General features: G+C 41.1%; 18 protein-coding genes. All 18 read left to right on the forward strand.

Going from position 1 to position 16,025, the window contains the following annotated elements:
• The first annotated feature begins 36 nt into the window (after positions 1-36).
• The 18 genes from C4533_06670 to tsaB all read left to right on the forward strand — a co-directional run bounded on the left by C4533_06670 (position 37) and on the right by tsaB (position 15,981).
• A complete protein-coding gene (locus C4533_06670) occupies positions 37-660 on the forward strand; it encodes an MCE family protein (protein RJP28152.1) in 624 nt (207 codons plus the stop codon).
• Positions 657-2,027, forward strand: coding sequence for a DNA repair protein RadA (gene radA, locus C4533_06675; protein RJP28153.1), 1,371 nt, complete (start codon positions 657-659; stop codon positions 2,025-2,027). The genes C4533_06670 and radA overlap by 4 nt, the downstream gene beginning before the upstream one ends.
• 117 nt (positions 2,028-2,144) lie before the next feature.
• On the forward strand, positions 2,145-3,137 hold the full coding sequence (locus C4533_06680) for a PIN domain nuclease (protein RJP28154.1): 993 nt from the start codon (positions 2,145-2,147) through the stop codon (positions 3,135-3,137).
• A gap of 1 nt (position 3,138) precedes the next feature.
• On the forward strand, positions 3,139-3,819 hold the full coding sequence (ispD, locus tag C4533_06685; GenBank protein RJP28155.1) for a 2-C-methyl-D-erythritol 4-phosphate cytidylyltransferase: 681 nt from the start codon (positions 3,139-3,141) through the stop codon (positions 3,817-3,819).
• A gap of 11 nt (positions 3,820-3,830) precedes the next feature.
• A complete protein-coding gene (locus C4533_06690) occupies positions 3,831-4,319 on the forward strand; it encodes a 2-C-methyl-D-erythritol 2,4-cyclodiphosphate synthase (GenBank protein RJP28156.1) in 489 nt (162 codons plus the stop codon).
• Positions 4,320-5,000 (forward strand): serine O-acetyltransferase, encoded by a 681-nt coding sequence (gene cysE, locus C4533_06695; GenBank protein ID RJP28157.1) that lies wholly within the window; start codon positions 4,320-4,322, stop codon positions 4,998-5,000.
• Positions 5,001-5,043: 43 nt separating this feature from the next.
• Positions 5,044-6,525: a cysteine--tRNA ligase gene (locus tag C4533_06700; GenBank protein RJP28158.1), complete on the forward strand. Its 1,482-nt coding sequence runs from the start codon at positions 5,044-5,046 to the stop codon at positions 6,523-6,525.
• Positions 6,522-7,142, forward strand: coding sequence for a dTMP kinase (locus C4533_06705; protein RJP28159.1), 621 nt, complete (start codon positions 6,522-6,524; stop codon positions 7,140-7,142). The genes C4533_06700 and C4533_06705 overlap by 4 nt, the downstream gene beginning before the upstream one ends.
• Positions 7,143-7,144: 2 nt before the next feature.
• Positions 7,145-8,110: a DNA polymerase III subunit delta' gene (gene holB / locus C4533_06710; GenBank protein RJP28160.1), complete on the forward strand. Its 966-nt coding sequence runs from the start codon at positions 7,145-7,147 to the stop codon at positions 8,108-8,110.
• Positions 8,089-8,889 carry a stage 0 sporulation protein gene (locus tag C4533_06715; GenBank protein RJP28161.1) on the forward strand — a complete coding sequence of 267 codons (801 nt, stop codon included), beginning with the start codon at positions 8,089-8,091 and terminating at the stop codon, positions 8,887-8,889. Before holB ends, C4533_06715 begins: the two co-directional genes overlap by 22 nt.
• Positions 8,879-10,402: a methionine--tRNA ligase gene (gene metG / locus C4533_06720; protein RJP28162.1), complete on the forward strand. Its 1,524-nt coding sequence runs from the start codon at positions 8,879-8,881 to the stop codon at positions 10,400-10,402. Before C4533_06715 ends, metG begins: the two co-directional genes overlap by 11 nt.
• Positions 10,403-10,409: 7 nt before the next feature.
• A complete protein-coding gene (locus tag C4533_06725) occupies positions 10,410-11,171 on the forward strand; it encodes a TatD family deoxyribonuclease (GenBank protein ID RJP28163.1) in 762 nt (253 codons plus the stop codon).
• Positions 11,168-12,289, forward strand: coding sequence for a DUF362 domain-containing protein (locus C4533_06730; protein ID RJP28164.1), 1,122 nt, complete (start codon positions 11,168-11,170; stop codon positions 12,287-12,289). Before C4533_06725 ends, C4533_06730 begins: the two co-directional genes overlap by 4 nt.
• A 3-nt stretch (positions 12,290-12,292) precedes the next feature.
• Positions 12,293-12,931: a tetratricopeptide repeat protein gene (locus tag C4533_06735; GenBank protein RJP28165.1), complete on the forward strand. Its 639-nt coding sequence runs from the start codon at positions 12,293-12,295 to the stop codon at positions 12,929-12,931.
• Positions 12,906-13,946 carry an S-methyl-5-thioribose-1-phosphate isomerase gene (gene mtnA, locus C4533_06740; protein RJP28166.1) on the forward strand — a complete coding sequence of 347 codons (1,041 nt, stop codon included), beginning with the start codon at positions 12,906-12,908 and terminating at the stop codon, positions 13,944-13,946. Before C4533_06735 ends, mtnA begins: the two co-directional genes overlap by 26 nt.
• Positions 13,947-14,858, forward strand: coding sequence for a thiamine-monophosphate kinase (locus tag C4533_06745; protein RJP28167.1), 912 nt, complete (start codon positions 13,947-13,949; stop codon positions 14,856-14,858).
• Between the two features lie 3 nt (positions 14,859-14,861).
• Positions 14,862-15,338: a tRNA (adenosine(37)-N6)-threonylcarbamoyltransferase complex ATPase subunit type 1 TsaE gene (gene tsaE / locus C4533_06750; protein RJP28168.1), complete on the forward strand. Its 477-nt coding sequence runs from the start codon at positions 14,862-14,864 to the stop codon at positions 15,336-15,338.
• Positions 15,307-15,981: a tRNA (adenosine(37)-N6)-threonylcarbamoyltransferase complex dimerization subunit type 1 TsaB gene (gene tsaB / locus C4533_06755; GenBank protein RJP28169.1), complete on the forward strand. Its 675-nt coding sequence runs from the start codon at positions 15,307-15,309 to the stop codon at positions 15,979-15,981. Before tsaE ends, tsaB begins: the two co-directional genes overlap by 32 nt.
• Positions 15,982-16,025 lie beyond the last annotated feature (44 nt).

Here is a 16,025-nt window from a genome sequence, read left to right on the forward strand (position 1 = left end):
TTATCTGGACATTATTTAAAATAACGGAGGTTATCTATGATATTCGGAAAAACAAAATTAGAAATGAAAGTCGGTATTTTCGTTTTTCTGGGAATAGTTATTTTATCTGTGTTTGTCCTGTCCCTTGGTGGCTTCAGGACATGGACTTCTGGTTATGAGGTAAGTTTTATATTTAATTTTGTAAACGGTATCAAGGTAGGGGCACCGGTCAGGTTTGCCGGAGTTGATGTCGGCGAGGTAAAAAATATTACTTTCGTGGCGCCAAATAACCCAACAGATCCGATAAAGACAAATATCCGTTGCTGGGTTAATAAAAATATTAAAATTCCGATGGATTCTACGATCTGGGTTAATACTCTCGGTTTACTGGGTGAGAAATACCTGGAGATAATGCCGGGTAAAGATTATGCCAATACCTTAGCCAAAGGTGCATCTCTTGACGGAGAGGATCCCTTACCTATGCATGAGGTCGTAAAATTAGCAAATAATATAGCTACTAATCTTGATGAAAGCATAGCCAAGATTAATCACGGTCAAGGCACCGTAGGTAAGCTTCTGTATGATGATGCGATATATAAAGAGATAGAGGCTCTATCTATGGATTTAAGACGCAACCCCTGGAAATTATTCTGGAAGACAAAGGAAAAGCCTTTGAAATGAAAACAAAAGTTGTTTTTAGCTGTCAAAATTGCGGTTATCAGTCTCCAAAGTGGTTAGGGAAGTGCCCTGATTGTAATAGTTGGAATTCATTCGCCGAAGAAAATTATTCTGACCCTGCTGTAAAGTCAAAAGATAGGGCCAATTTTCACAAAGAACAGCCCGTCCTTCTGAAAGACGTGGTGATAGATGAAAAGCAGCGGTTTAAAACCGGTATCGCTGAATTTGACAGAGTTTTAGGGGGAGGGGTAGTCCCCGGTTCGGTTACGCTGATAGGCGGTGATCCTGGCATCGGTAAATCCACGATATCCTTGCAGGTATCTAACCAGTTATCCAAGCAGGACCAGACAGTGCTTTATGTAAGCGGTGAAGAGTCCATCCAGCAGACCAAGCTCAGGTCTAAGCGCCTGGGTTCTTTAGACAGCAATAATCTTTTTATTGTTAATCAGACCGACCTTTCTATAATAATTGAGTTTGCTAAAAAACTTAAACCGGATATCTTAATAATTGATTCAATCCAGGTGATATTTGATTCATCAATCGGTTCTTCTGCCGGAAGCGTGACGCAAGTCCGTGAATGCGCCGGTATGCTTACGCAATTTGCAAAAAGTTCCCAAACCTCGGTCTTTATTATAGGCCATGTTACAAAAGAGGGCGCTATCGCCGGCCCCAGGGTATTGGAACATATAGTTGATACCGTGCTTTATTTTGAAGGCGACCGTTTTTCTGCTTACAGGATATTGCGCGCGGTCAAGAACCGGTTCGGCTCAACCAATGAAATCGGTGTATTTGAAATGAGCCCTGAAGGGTTGATGCAGGTCAAGAATCCTTCGGAAATATTTTTATCCGAAAGATCAAAAGATTCTTCCGGTTCGGTAGTGTCTGCGGTGTTAGAAGGGAGCAGGCCGCTTTTGGTTGAAATACAGGCATTGGTAAGCAAATCCAGCTTTGGATATGCGCGAAGGCGCAGCCAGGGTTTTGATTTTAACCGCCTGAGCCTTTTAATCGCAGTCCTTGAGAAGCGTATCGGCTTCCATCTTGAATTAGAGGATATATTCGTCAATATAGCCGGAGGCATAAAAGTTGAAGACCCGGCTTGCGACTTGGCTGTGGTTTCAGCCGTTGCCTCTGCCTTTCGTGATGTTAAGCTTATGCAAGACACGGTCATATTTGGAGAAGTGGGTTTGGCAGGCGAGATAAGGAGCGTATCGCAGATCATGCTTCGGATAAACGAAGCATGCAAACTCGGGTTTAGCAGGTGTATTATACCAAAGAACAATAGTAAGAACATTGATTCTAAAAAAAGCGGCATTGAGATTATGCCCGTTGCCACTCTTAGGGAAGCATTGGATATTATTTTAAAAAAATAATTATTAACGTTTTTATGCATTTGCGGCTGATTAATAAATATTATTTTTTAGTAAGCATAGCCGCAAACATCAGCGGTATTATTAAAGTATTGCCGCTGATATTATAAGGAGGTTTTTATGAACCTATTATTAACAAGGATTTTATTTGCTGTAGCCAGCACAATTATCGGCTATCAGACTTTGGAGACTTTAGGTTTTGGGTTTATTGGCGCAGGCGTGGGTTTCTTAGCCAGTGTCGTTATTATATTCCTGGAAATAGGTATGCGTAAGGTGTCGATGAGAGGGCTTTCAAGTTCTGTTTTTGGCCTGATACTTGGCCTTATCATGGCAAAACTTGTAACAGACGCTTTTAGCCTGGCTCAGCTTTCTGGTGCGAGCCTTTCAATAATAAGGGTTACTCTTACCCTTGTATTTTGTTATCTGGGGATGGTTATAGGTTTACGCGGCAAGGATGAATTTAACATAATAATACCATATGTAAGGCTGCGCAGGCAGGACCAGTCCGAAGGCGTTACATTGATTGATACCAGCGCAATCATCGACGGCAGGATTATAGATATCTATAAGACCAGTTTTTTGGAGAGCAAAATGGTCATTCCTAAATTTGTTTTACGCGAGCTTCAACAGATAGCTGATTCTACTGACCCGGTAAAGCGCCAGAGGGGCAGGCGCGGCTTGGAGATACTGCATACTTTGCAGAAGGAATCAGGCTCAGCTATAGCTATCCACGAAGAAGAATTCCCGGAAACAAAAGAAGTTGATGCAAAGCTTGTAAAGCTGGCCAAGCTTCTTGAAGGCAAAATAATGACCGTAGATTTTAACTTAAACCGTATAGCCAGCCTTCAGGGTATTAAAATATTGAATATTAATGAACTCGCTAATGCCCTTAAGCCGGTAGTATTCCCCGGAGAGCATATGAATATCAAATTGCTCAAAGAAGGCAAGGAGCATAACCAGGCTGTAGGCTACCTTGAAGACGGGACTATGGTAGTGGTTGAAGATGCCAGGCGTATGCTTGGGCAGGAGGTAAAGGTTATAGTCACATCTGTGTTGCAGACTCAGGCTGGAAAGATGATTTTTACAAAAATAGATAACAGTAATCATAGATAGTATGTTTACATCAGCTATTGTTTTGGCAGCAGGGATGGGAGTGAGGTTTAAATCCTCAACTTCTAAAGCCTTAGCCAAGATTGCCAAAACGCCGATAATCACTTTCTCTCTGCGGAGTTTAAACAGCCACCCTTTGATAAATGATATCATAGTTGTCTGCAACTCATCTAACAGACAGGCAATACTAAAAGAAGTCTCCAGGCTTTCTTTGGATAAAGTAACAAAAGTCATATTAGGCGGCAAGCTAAGGCAGGATTCTGTCTATTGCGGGTTGGAGGCGCTTGATAATAATACCGATCTTGTTTTGATACATGACGGGGTAAGGCCTTTTATTGATGCAGGCCATGTTACAGAATTAATAAAGAAAGCTTACAAGTCCGGAGCTGCAATAAGTGCAGTGCCTGTTAAAGCGACAATTAAGCATTCGGATAACAGGCTCATTGTTAAAAAGACATTGGATAGAAGCAAATTATGGGAGGTACATACTCCACAGGTTTTTAAGAGAGAGCTGATACTTAAGGCTTATTCCAGGTTCGGGAAAGAAAAAGTCACGGATGACTCCAGCCTTATTGAAAAGTTAGGGGTAAAAGTAAGCATAATCCCGGGAGTTTATTCAAATATAAAGATTACCACACCCGAAGATATAGCAATAGGCCAGGCTATATTAGATTCGGTAAAATAGGCAGGTATTATATGGATTATCGCATCGGTTTAGGTTATGACATCCACCGTTTAGTCAGGGCAAGGCCCTTATTCATAGGGGGCTTGAGGATCAAGTTTTATAAAGGGCTGCTTGGGCACTCTGATGCTGATGTGCTTTTGCATGCGATATGCGATTCTATTCTGGGGGCGTCATCCAGCCCGGATATCGGAGAACTTTTCCCTGATACGAGTCCCAAATATAAGGATGCTTGCAGCGTTAGCTTGCTTAAGGCAGCCTCAAGGCTGGTGAAGGCAAAGGGTTATAGAATCAATAATATTGATGCGGTAGTGGTATTAGAAAGGCCAAGAATTTCTCCTTATAAGAAAAAAATAATAAAGAATATCGCTAAAATCCTTGGTATGGATTACCGGAGAGTAAATCTTAAAGGAAAGACCAATGAAGGCTTGGGGGCGATAGGCCAAAAGAATGCTATTGCCTCATATGCCGTTGCCGTTTTAGTAAAAAAGGGGGATAGATAAATGGACCAGGTACTATTTATCATCGGAATATTACTTATATTGATAGTTATTAAAATTATTATCATTTCAATAATTTTTTCAAATGAAATAAAGTCTGCCCGTCTCAGGGATCCGGCTTCTAAGAGCTACCTTGAAGTAGTCATGCTTTATCAGGGGCTGCATGCGTTGATCTATTACCGCATAGCGCACTTGTTATATAAGATGGGATTGTTCTTTTTGGCCAGGATGCTAAGCCAGTTTGCCAGATTCTTGACAGGCATCGAGATACATCCCGGAGCAAGGATAGGCAAGGGGCTCTTCATTGACCATGGCATGGGTGTAGTAATAGGCGAAACTGCGGTTGTCGGAGACAACGTCCTGCTTTACCAGGGAGTTACGCTTGGCGGGACAGGCATCGAAAAAGGAAAGCGCCATCCAACCATAGGTAACAACGTTGTTATCGGTGGCGGGGCAAAGGTCTTGGGCAATATTATGGTCGGAGATAACTCTTATATCGGGGCAAACGCCGTTGTTATAAAAGATGTCCCTGCAAATTCTACGGTTGTAGGTGTACCGGGGCGTATCACCAAACAGGAAGGCAAGAAAATAGACATAAGCTTAGACCATATACATATCCTTGACCCAATCATGCAGAATATTGAAGACTTAGAGAAGAGGATAGAGAGGTTGGAGAAAAAATAGATATAGAGATCTTAGTTCATGGTTCATAGAAAATAAAAAACATATGTCAGACCTATATATTTATAATACGCTTACCAGGAATAAAGAGGAGTTTAAGCCTGTCAATCCGAAGCAAGTAAACATGTATATTTGCGGGCCGACGGTTTACGATGAGCCGCATATAGGTCATGCACGCAGTGCATATGTCTTTGATGTGATTAGAAGGTACTTCGTTTATAAGGGCTATAAGGTTAAATTCGTAAGAAATGTTACTGATGTAGATGATAAGATTATTGATAAAGCAAGGAATGAATATGAAGGCAAAAATATAAATATAGCCGTAAAAGAAGTTTCCGATAAATATCTTGCTTCTTATCACCAGGCCCTAAAAGATCTAGGGATACCTTTTGAGAAACCGCACATATTGGAACCGCGGGCAAGTGAGTATATTGAAAAAATGGTAAAATTTATTGAACAGCTTATAAGCAAAGGCGTGGCTTATCAATCGGGAGCGGATGTTTATTTTGATATTACCAAGGCAAGCAATTATGGCAAACTGTCGCATCAAGCCATAGATAAAATGGAAGCAGGCGCTAGAGTCGCGGTGGGTGAAAACAAACGCAATCCACTTGATTTTGCTTTATGGAAATCAGCAAAAGAAAATGAACCTTATTGGCCGAGCCCGTGGGGTAACGGCAGGCCGGGATGGCATATTGAATGCTCTGTAATGAGTTCGGATATCCTTGGCGGAGAATTCGATATTCACGGCGGAGGCATAGACTTAATATTCCCGCATCATGAGAATGAAATTGCTCAATCAGAAGGCTTAGGTAATAAATTCGCAAGATACTGGATACACCATGAGCTCCTGACTATTAATGGACAAAAAATGGCTAAGTCTTTGGGCAATTTCATTACGGTTTCAGATGTTTTGTCTAAATATCACCAAGATGTATTAAAATTATTTTTTTTACATGCACACTACTCGAGCCCAATTGATTATTCTGATCAAAAATTAAAAGAAATAACAAAGAACTATAAGACCTTTGTTTATTTATTGCGTAAATACAAAGAATATTCTTCAGATCAATCCAATAATGATGTCTCTGAAGATAATTTTGATATAGTAAAAGAATTGAAGAATGATTTTTTTAAAGCTATGGATGACAATTTTAACACACCGCTGGCTTTATCAGCTTTAAATCGGGCACAATCTAGTGCATATTCGCTTACTGTAAATTGGCAAATCAAAAATAATTGGCCTAAATTTAAATGTCTGGTTGAATCAATTAACAATCTTCTTAACTCCATTTTTGGCATATTTCCCGCCGATGCAAATCCTGAATCTGATGATCGCTTGAGTACGGATTCAGGAATACTCGAGATTTTAGATTTTGACCTTGCTAATCAAAAAAGAATTATGCGCGAGCAGTTAAAAAGAGAAAAAAAATACAAAGAGGCTGATAAAATAAGAGAAGAGCTAGAAAAGAGAGGCTATATCTTATTAGATAAGAAGGATGGGACATCTGAATTAAGAAGAAAATGAGAAAAGGAAAGTTTATTACATTTGAAGGCTCGGAGGGGTGCGGTAAGAGTACGCAGTCAAACCTACTTTATCGGTATCTGAAGAAGCGAGGTTTTAGAGTTATTGCTTTACGTGAGCCTGGCGCAACTAAGATTAGCGAAAAGATCAGGAAAATACTTCTGGATTGCAGGAACAAAGCAATGTCTAAAGAGTGTGAGATGCTGCTTTATATGGCAGCGCGCGCCCAAATAGTAGAAGAACTTATCAAGCCTGCTTTAGCAAAAGGGTATGTAGTCATCTGTGACAGATTTCTTGATTCTACGCTGGCATACCAGGGGTATGGTTTAGGTATCGATATCAGATTGATTGATAAGGTAGGCAGCTTTGTCACCCAGAGGATCAAGCCGGACCTCACTATATTTCTTGATCTGGCAGTTAAAAAAGGACTAAAGCACAGGGAGTGTATTGAAGACCGCATTGAAATGCGCGCTCTATCATACCATGCAAGAGTAAGAAAAGGATATCTATCTTTGGCCCGTATTGAGCCGTCAAGAATTAAAGTGGTAAAAGTTGAGCAGGATAAATATTCAACGCAAGCAAAGATACGTTTCTTAGCGGATAAAGTACTCGGTAAATAAATATGTCATTTAATGAAATAAAAGGCCAAAGTAGGGCAATTTCGGTATTATTAAAGCATCTTGAAAGCGGGCGTATCAGCGGCGGGTATATTTTTAGCGGTCCGGAGGGGGTAGGTAAGAAGGCAGTAGCCTTAGCTTTAGCCAAAGCTTTAAATTGCCAACAGAATAAATCCGGATGCAGCCAGTGCGTATCATGTTTAAAGATAAAAAACAGCCAGCATCCGGATGTGCATGTTATATCTTCTGCCGATTCAGGATTAATAAAGATCGAGGATATACGCTCTTTGCGTAATGATATTTACCTTAAGCCTTATGAGGCAAAGAAAAAAATATTTATTATCGATGATGCCCATAATCTTACTGCCGAGGCGGAAAATGCTTTATTAAAAGTCCTGGAGGAGCCGCCGCCTAACAGTTTGATAATATTAATAACTTCAAAACCCGGGATGCTATTTAAGACAGTTATATCAAGGTGCAAGACTATCAGGTTCTCTCCGATGGATAACGAGGTAATAACTGAAATACTCAGGAAGGAGCATGGCGTAGAAGAGGAAGCTGCACGTTCTATAGCTGTTCTAAGCAGCGGCAGGCTGGGATACGCTTTAGCTATCAAAGATTCTCCTATCTTAAGCCAGCGGAAGCATATTATCGATATGTTTGTCGGTAAGAAAGAGTTTGATATGGATTTCTTGCCTTTAGAAAGCAAAGAGGAGATGAAACTCATGTTATCAATGCTGCTTTCCTTGTTTAGAGATATTTATTTAATAAAGTCTGATATAACTGCCGGTTTATTAAATGCCGGAATGTCTGCTGAATTAAGAGGTCTGGCAGGGCAATACGAACTTACGGAGCTGGATCAGATTATAAGCGATTTTGCCGATTCTTTTTTATTTATAGAACAGAACATTAACCGCAGGATTATTATTTCTAACTTGAGGTTAGCTATATGCAAAAAAACATACTCGTAAGATTAAGGGATTCGGGCCAGATCTATTCATGCAATATACAGGGCCTGGATTTAAAAGAAGGCGACTATGTAATAGTGGAGCATGACAGGGGCCTGGATTACGGCCAAATAGTTAAACCGTGCGACAGGCACGTTCCGGAAGAGTCTAAAGAGCCTTTAAAGAAGATTATCCGCGTTGCTTCCGACAATGATTTAAAACAAATAGCCGATAATAGGAATAAAGCGAAAGAGGCTTTCATAGCATGTTTAAAGAAGATTGATGAACATAAAATAGATATGAAGCTGGTCCAGGCAGAATATTCATTCGACCGTAACAAAATAATATTTTATTTTACAGCTTCAGGCCGTGTTGATTTCAGAGAATTAGTCAAGGACCTGGCCAAGATATTTAAGGCCAGGATTGAGCTTAGGCAGATCGGGGTCAGGGATGAAGCTAAGCTTTTCGGCGGCTTTGGCCCATGCGGCAGGCAGTTGTGTTGCGCAACATTCCTAAAGGATTTTGAGCCTGTGAGCATAAAGATGGCGAAAGAAGAAGGGCTGCCTCTTAACCCTCCTAAGATATCCGGTATCTGCGGAAGGCTTATGTGTTGTCTGAATTATGAGTACGAGACTTATAAAATACTCTCGAAGGGCCTGCCCCGCGAAGGGGAGCGTATACATACTACCCAGGGTAAAGGAAAGGTTATAAGCGTGAATGTATTTAAAAGGAACGCCTTGGTGGAGCTTGAGGACGGTACCCAGATTATTATGAGCTATAAGGAACAGCAGAATGAAAAATAAATTTTATATTACTACGCCTATTTACTATGTCAATGCCTCTCCTCATATCGGGCATTCGTATACCAGCATAGCAGCCGATACTTTAGCGCGGCACAACCGCCAGAAGCTTGGCGCCGGATCCGTGCGTTTCCTTACCGGTACCGATGAGCATGGGCAGAAGATACAGAAAGCGGCGGATGATTCGAAGTTAAAGCCTCAGGAATTTGTAGACAGGGTGGTGGTGCAATTTAAAGAGCTATGGTCCAGGCTTAATATTTCCTATGATGATTTTATCCGCACTACAGAGCCTAGGCACATATCGACTGTGCAGAAAGCATTGGAGATATTATATGCTAAAGAGGTTTCCGGCAAGAAGGTGGTTTATTCTTCTGAATACGTAGGCTGGTACTGCACGCCATGCGAGACATTCTGGACCGAAACCCAGATTGAAGGCCAATTATGCCCTGATTGCAAGAGGCCGGTAGAAAAAATATCTGAGATAAATTACTTTTTCAGGATATCGATCTATCAGGAATGGCTTATTAATTATATAAATAAGAACCCGGGGTTTATCAGGCCAGAGAGCCGCTGTGAGGAAGTTTTGAGTTTCCTGGAGATGAATCAGTTGAGCGACCTTTGTATATCCAGGCCGAGAGAACGGTTAAGTTGGGGTATACCTTTGCCTTTTAGCACCGGGCATGTCACATACGTATGGTTCGATGCATTGTTAAATTATATAAGCGCGGTAGGTTCATTCGATGAAAACGGAGTGTATAATTCGGAGTGGTGGAACCATGATGTTGAGGTTGTCCATTTGATCGGTAAGGATATACTCAGGCAGCATGCGGTTTATTGGCCGATAATGCTAAAGGCCCTGGATATAAGACTGCCGGATACTGTCTTTGCGCATGGTTGGTGGCTTATTGATGACAGTAAGATGTCTAAATCCATTGGGAATGTTATATCTCCGCTTGAGATGGTTGATAAATATGGCATTGACGTTTATAGGTATTTCCTTTTACGCGATGTCCCTTTCGGGCTTGATGGTAATTTTTCCGAAGACGCTATTATAAAAAGATTCAATAGCGACCTTGCCAATGATCTTGGCAACCTGGTTTTCAGGACATTAAATATGGTTGAAAAATATTTCTCCGGGGCTATCCCGGAAATCCCGTTATTAAAAAACAGCATCTCTAAGAGCATAAAAGCAAAAGTTGAAAGCCTGCCGCAAAAGACTTCCAAAAGCCTTTTAGCTCCGGATTTTGATTTTGGAGCGGCTATGAACGCTGTGTGGGAGGTCATAAGCATGAGCAATAAATATGTAGAAGAGATCAAGCCCTGGAATTTAGCTAAGGAGAAGAAAACAGAGGAACTTAAGGAATTTATCAGTATATTGATTATGGTGATAAGGTCTGTTCAGAAAGAAATAGCCCCTTTTATGCCGCATACCGCAGATTTAATCGGCCAACAGTTAGGCAGCAATACTATCAGCAAGGGTATGCCGCTTTTCCCGCGCATACAGGCAAAAGAATAATAGGTATATGTTTGTCGATACGCACTGCCATTTAGACTTTCCGGAATTCGATTCAGACAGAGAATCTGTGATTAAGAACGCTGTTAAAAAAGGCGTTTTAACGATGATTAACATAGGTTCTGATATTTTATCCTCGCAAAATTCTGTTAGCCTTGCCGATACTTACGGCTGTATTTATGCATCTGTGGGAATACATCCCCATGATGCCGATAGTTTCGACAGCACAGGATTAGAAGCGATTAAGAAGTTGGCTGTCTGCAAAAAAGTTGTTGCTATAGGAGAGATAGGCCTGGATTATTTCAAGAATTATTCTTCGCAGGATGCGCAGAAGAAGATGTTCGTTGAGCTGGGGGTGTTAGCCGCCCAGCTTCAACTGCCTGTGGTTGTTCATTGCCGTAATGCAGAGGAAGACACACTCAGTATCATCAGGGATATTAAACCTGCTAAAGCTGTCATACATTGTTTTTCTGGTGATGAGCAGTTCTTAAAGGAATGCCTGGACCTCGGGCTTTTTATTTCCTTTACATGCAATATAACATATAAAAAAGCCGATAAGTTAAGGGCGGTAGTCAAGTTATCGCCATTAAACAGGGTAATGCTTGAGACAGATGCTCCTTACTTAGCACCTGAAGGTTACCGGGGCAGAAGGAATGATCCGGCTCACATAAGCACTCTTGTAGCCGAGATGGCAAGGATCAAGGATTTGAGTATTGAAGAGGTAGCTTCTGTAACGACAGCAAATGCAAAGTCATTTTTTGGGTTAAAATGAATTCAAAGGTTTCAGTAGTTAAATGTAATGATTATAGCCTTGATGCGGTTTATAATAGCGTTAAGGAAGCTGTCGGTATTTTGGGCGGCTTAGATAAATTTATAAGGCCTAAAAGCAGGGTTCTGGTAAAGCCAAACCTGTTAATGGCTGTACCGCCTGAAACAGCGGTAGTCACTCATCCTTCGGTGGCCAGGGCAGCGATACGTCTGCTTAAGGAGCTTGATTGCCGAGTGGTTGTTGGTGATGGTCCCAGTGTATGGGGAGGCAATATTGAAAATATCGAAGATGTATATAGGATATCCGGGATAGAGCATGCTTGCAGAGAAGAGGCGGTAGAGTTAATAGATTTAAAAAAGAGGCGCTGGAGAAAAAAATTCCCTCTGGCAGCAGTATTGGATGAGTGTGATCATGTTGTTAATCTGCCTAAGGTCAAAACCCACAATTTTACTGTCATGTCTTGCGCAATAAAGAATCTTTTTGGCCTAGTCAGCGGCACATATAAAACAGAGCTGCACAAGATATATTTTGAGCAAGATGATTTTGCTGATATGCTGGTTGATATATATGAAGAAGTAAAGCCCTGCCTTTCGATTGCAGACGGGATATTGGCTATGGAAGGCGACGGCCCAGGGACATCGGGTAAGCCCAAGGCACTGAATCTTTTGCTTGCCAGCAGCAATGCAGCGGCTCTGGATTCAGTGGTATCTTTAATAATGGGCATGAACCCGCAAGATGTGCCGACAATACGTAAGGCAGCCTCCAGGGGCTTAGGGCCGGCGGATATGGATAATATAGAAATACTCGGCCAGGACATAGACAGCATAAAAGATAAATCATTTTTATTACCGCAGGCCAGTTTTGTTAAGGGAAAGATCCCTAAATCAGTATTAAGGTTAGCTAAAAGCCTTATTAAATATTATCCGTGCGTTGAAAGGGATAACTGTATATCTTGTGCTGCCTGTATAAGAGCATGCCCTAATAAATGCATATCTTTTAAGAGGGAGATCATTTCTTTTGACTATAAGAATTGTATTTCCTGTTTTTGCTGCCAGGAGGTTTGTCCGAAATCAGCGATAAAAACAAAGAAGAGCATCCTGGCTAAATTGATCGGTTTGTAGAATATGAGCTTTCATTCTAGATTAGCTAGCTTAAGGGACAGGCTTGATCGCGAAATAACTTATGGTACGATTATAAAGGCAATGAAGCTGGCAAGGCAAGGTTTACTTAAAGCCGAAGAAGCAGGCTTATTGGCAGAGCAAAATTATTTCAGGGGACAAATTGCCCTTTTGCGCAAAAATTACGCTACTGCTATAGAGTATTTTGATTCTGCCATCAAACTAAACCCTAAAGACGGAGCTGCTTATAATGACCGGGCTCTGTGTATGGTGGAGCTGGGAATAATAGAAGAAGCGTTTGAGTATTTTGATAAAGGTATTAATGCCGAACCCGATTATTCAACTGTTTATCATAATAAAGCCTGGTTGTTAAATAATATCGGCCGGTATACGGAATCGGTAGTTTATTTTAATAAGGCCCTTAGCCTTGATAAGGACAGGGCAGTAACTTATGACGGCTTAGCTGATAGCCTGTATAATTTGGGCGATATAAAGGGGGCATTGAAGGCGTATAAAAAAACCTTGTCTTTACTTAAAGATGGTCAATGCCGTTCAATAAAAAACCAGATAATTGAAAAAATAAGACTGCTGGAAGGTGAAATCCAGAATCAGGGAGAATATGGGTATGGGCATAAAGACAATTGATTGGGCAAATAATAGTATAAAACTTATTGATCAGACACTCTTGCCGGGCCAGTTTAAATATATTTATATTGATGATTTAAACGGGATTTGGAATGCAATAAAAGAAATGAAGGTGCGCGGCGCACCTGCCTTAGCTGCAGCTGCGGCTCTTGGTGTTTATGTTGGCTGTAAGGACAGCAGGGCCCGGAGTTTTAGCGAGTTTAGCGGAGAAGTAAACAGAATAATCGCTTTTATAGGTTTAAGCCGGCCGACTGCCAGGAACCTTTTTTGGGGCTTGGAGAGGATGCGAAGAGTAGTAACTAATAGTTACGGCTTGAAGCTTGCGGAGATTAAGAATGCTCTATTAAACGAAGCCAGGGCTATAATTAATGAGGACCGTAAAGCCTGCAGGAGCATCGGAAATCATGGAGCCAAGCTGTTTAAAAACGGGGATAGTGTTCTTACTATCTGTAATACCGGCATATTGGCGACCGTGGATTACGGCACTGCCCTGGGAGTGATATATAGCGCAGTTAACAGCGGAAAAAAAATAAAAGTATATGCCTGCGAGACCAGGCCTATGTTCCAAGGAGCAAGGCTGACCAGCTGGGAATTGAAGAGGCACAAGATCGATGTTACACTGGTATGCGACAGTATGGCAGCAGCCCTTATGAAGCAAGGGAAAATAGATAAGGTTATAGCTGGCGCTGACAGGATCGCAGCTAATGGAGATACCGCAAATAAAATCGGCACTTACAGCCTGGCAGTATTAAGTAGATATCATAATATACCTTTCTATATAGCTGCCCCGGAATCAACTATAGATAAAACATTAAGAAGCGGCAAGCATATCGTTATTGAAGAGCGTAACCCTAAGGAGCTGACGGACATGTTTTTTAAAAAACCAATAGCGCCAAAAGGGGTAAAAGTCTATAATCCAGCTTTTGACATTACCGATAATAAACTGATAAGTGCAATAATCACCGATAAAGGAACAGTATTTCCACCTTTTAAAAATAAGCTTGTGAGATTGTAAATGACAAAAAATAAGCTGATCAGCAGCCTGGGAGAATTTGGCCTTATTAATAGCTTTAGCAGCAGGATTAAAAATGATTCTTCTGTTTTAGTGGGCCCGGGAGATGATTGTGCTGTGATAAAATGGGACAAGGCTAAATTATTGCTTTTTAGCTGTGATATGATAATTGAAGGAGTCGATTTCCTGGCTCGGGATAAACCAGAGTTAATAGGCAGAAAGGCTTTGGGGGTATCAATAAGTGATATAGCCGCCTGTTCAGGCGTCCCAAAATATGCCGTAGTTTCCATCGGGTTGCCCAGAAAATCTAAACTTGAAAAAGCAAAAAGAATATTTAATGGCCTCAATTCTATTGCAAGAGAATATAGTATTAACATTGTCGGCGGTGACTTAAGCGACAGTGATAGGCTTGTTATTGATACGAGCATATTAGGATTTGTAGAAAAACGCAGGCTTGTATTGCGTAGCGGTGCTAAGCCCGGTGATGTTATATTTGTAAGCGGTGCGCTTGGAGCTCTCGGGTCCGGAAAGCATTTTAAATTTATTCCCCGGGTAGAAGAAGCAAGATACCTGACCGCAAGATTCGATATTAGCGCAATGATAGATATCTCTGACGGCTTGGTGCAGGATTTAAAGCATATAACAGATAGAAGCTCCGTTGGTGCATTGGTTTATTATTCAAAGATACCACTGGCAAGGGGCGTTAAAGATGCAAGGCGTGCGCTTGCCTCAGGTGAGGAGTTTGAGCTGTTATTTTCTTTGCCGAAGAAGCAGGCAGCCAAGCTTATCATGGAGAGAAAATATAAATTTACTCCAATAGGAGAGGTAGTTGACAAGAAAAAGGGATTAAAGTTAATCGGACCTTCAGGCAGGGAAATGGATATTTGCCGATTCAGCGGTTACAGGCATTTTTGACATATGAAAATAATTTCTCATTCTCCGGAAAATACCTTTAAACTTGGAAAGAATCTTGCCCGCTATGTTTCTAAAGGCGACATCATTTGTTTGTCGGGACAGCTGGGTTCGGGAAAGACTGTATTTGTCAAGGGTTTAGCTGCAGGCTTAGGCATAGATAAAGAAGAGGTTATCAGCCCAACTTTTGTTATAGTCCGTAAATATGAAGGCAGGATTAAGTTGTTCCATTTGGATCTATATAGAATAATTATGCCTTTTGAGTTAGCAGATTTAGGCTATGATGAGCTGCTTTATAATGATGCAGTTTCCGCCATAGAATGGCCGGAAAAGCTCGGAAATTTGATGCCCGAGAATTTTTTAAAGATAGACATATCTATTATTGATAACGGCAGGATTCTTGGGTTTGTTCCCATGGGCAGGCATTACCAAGAAGTAACCAGGAGCTTTTATGAGGATATTAGGAATAGACACAAGCAGTAAGAATTTTTCGTTAGGCCTATTTAAAGATGGAAGGGCATATTCATACAATCTGGAGACCGGAGCCAAATTATCGGGATTAATTCTAGAGGCTATTACTGAGACCGTTAATTCAACCGGATGCAAGATAGGTGAGATCGATTATTTTGCCTGTGGTTTGGGCCCGGGTTCATTTACAGGCATAAGGATAGGCGTATCTGTCATAAAGGCGCTTAGTTGGTCGCTAAGAAAACCTTCTTTTGGATTTTCCAGCCTTGATGTTATTGCCAGGAATATGGCGTTTTCAGACGGTTATATTGCAGTCGTTACAGATGCCAAGAGGGGCCTGGTGTATCACGGTTTGTATAGGATAAAAGATCACTCCTGCCTGAGAGTCGGAAAATTGAAGTTAGCCAATATAGATTCTATCTTAAGCGGTATAAAGCATAAATGCATATTTACCGGAGACGCTATAAGTTTCTATAAAGAGAAAATCTTAAACAGCCGTAAATGTTCGGCATTAGCTGATAAGGACATGTGGTATCCAAAGGGCCATAATATAATTAATCTATGCTTAGAAAGGGTAAAGAAACCATTCAAGGAAGATTTGAACCCTATTTATCTGTATCCTGAAAATTGCCAGGTTAAGAGGGTGAATGTATCTTGAGGCTAATTCAATAGTGACGGATTTTAATTATTGTATCATTGAGA

This window comes from Candidatus Omnitrophota bacterium (assembly GCA_003598025.1).
Lineage (GTDB): Bacteria > Omnitrophota > Gorgyraeia > Gygaellales > Profunditerraquicolaceae > Profunditerraquicola.